The 1,337-nt window shown below is 64.5% G+C and carries 2 protein-coding genes and 1 pseudogene; 1 reads left to right on the top strand and 2 read right to left on the bottom strand.

Annotated elements, in window-relative coordinates:
• A pseudogene (locus tag F6Q13_RS17505) lies at positions 1–100 on the top strand (tRNA (uridine(34)/cytosine(34)/5-carboxymethylaminomethyluridine(34)-2'-O)-methyltransferase TrmL); the annotation flags it as partial.
• Between the two features lie 154 nt (positions 101–254).
• Here the strand turns inward: F6Q13_RS17505 and F6Q13_RS17500 are convergent.
• Entirely contained in the window at positions 255–587 is a 333-nt protein-coding gene (locus F6Q13_RS17500) for a Rieske 2Fe-2S domain-containing protein (RefSeq protein WP_293059251.1), read from the bottom strand.
• A gap of 256 nt (positions 588–843) precedes the next feature.
• Positions 844–1,337: hypothetical protein (locus F6Q13_RS17495; RefSeq protein WP_293059248.1), on the bottom strand; the 494-nt coding region annotated here is incomplete at its 5' end.

The following is a 1,337-nucleotide window of genomic DNA, read 5'->3' as shown; positions in this document are numbered from 1 at the left end:
TCCGATGCTGGCCGGGCGCCGGTCGCTGAACCTGGCCAACGCGGCGGCGGTCGCGGTCTACGAGGCCTGGCGCCAGCACGGATTCAGCGGGGCGCGCTAGCCGGGCGCCGTACCTCGAACTCAGCCGCCCCGGCGTGACCTGCTAGCGGGACACCGCCTCGCCGGGCTTTCCCACGGTGGAATTCGTCACGAAGGACCAAGACCGGACGACGCCGACACCGGTCCCCGCCAGGTCGAGGCGACCGCCCGCCGGGTCACCATCTGACCGGTTGCACTGCAGTCGGGTCGACCAGCACGTCGTCACCCTCCACCCGTATCGGGTACTCGGCAAGCCGCGATAGCGTTCCGTTGAGGCCTTCACCGGTCTGCACGTCGAACTCCCACATGTGGGCAGCGCAGGTCAGCACCCCGCAGTACATGTCGGCATCGGCTAGCGACCGCTGCTGGTGGGGACATCGTCCTTGGAATACTTTTAGCGCGCCCGACGCCGTCCGAAGGACGATCACCGTAGCGCCGGTCGTCAGTGTGCACTCCTTGATCTCGTCAGCGACAACTTCATGCGCTGAACACAGCACCTCCCAGGCCACCCGAAAACTCCTCCTGCCTATCGGGATCCGCATCGCAATTCCTCCGGCGGAGGAGCTGCTCCAGTCGACTCAGATCACCGATGCGACCCTCAGAGATGACCTTCTCCTCCACCCGCTACCACGCGCCGACCATCGTGGGTCTGGCCGCCGACCGGGGTCGCCCCAAGCCGCACCACGCGATAGCCGTCGCCGAGACCCACACTCACAGCCTCGGGCACAGGCATGTCCCGACAACCTTTCGTAGGCTCTAGTCGGGCTATTTCTTGCCCCCATAGCGCCTTTGCAGACCGCGGTTGTGTTTCGACGCAATCCGGCGCCACGTCAGCACGTAACCATCGATGCGGGAAAGGTTTTCCTTTTCGCCAAAGGCGTACCCTTCCTCCGAGTAGGCGCGCTGCGTTCCTTCGTTTGCGAGGATGTCGCTGGCGTTGAACCCCTCGTACTCCAGATACGACCAGCGGGTCCGAATGTCGCGTTCCGCCTCGAGCGCCTCTTCCGCCGACGACACCCTCTTGCCCCACGCAATGAGATACCGGTGATGAGTCTCGTCGATCGGCACGTACCACTCGTAGTGGAAGTAGCGAGCTTCGCCCGAACCCGGCTCGGCACCTCCCCAGGGGCCGATCCGCAGACCGCACGGCAAGGTGAGCGTGGCGGTCACCTTCTGGAAGTTGACGCTGCCGCGCTCGGTCATCGGGTCATAGGCGGACCGAACAAATCCGACTTCGCCGTCACATTCTATCTTGAATT

Origin of the sequence: Mycobacterium sp. (assembly GCF_008709575.1) — a bacterium.
Lineage (GTDB): Bacteria > Actinomycetota > Actinomycetes > Mycobacteriales > Mycobacteriaceae > Mycobacterium.
Note: the sequence above shows the minus strand (reverse complement) of the source record. Positions and strands in the feature narration are given on the sequence as shown.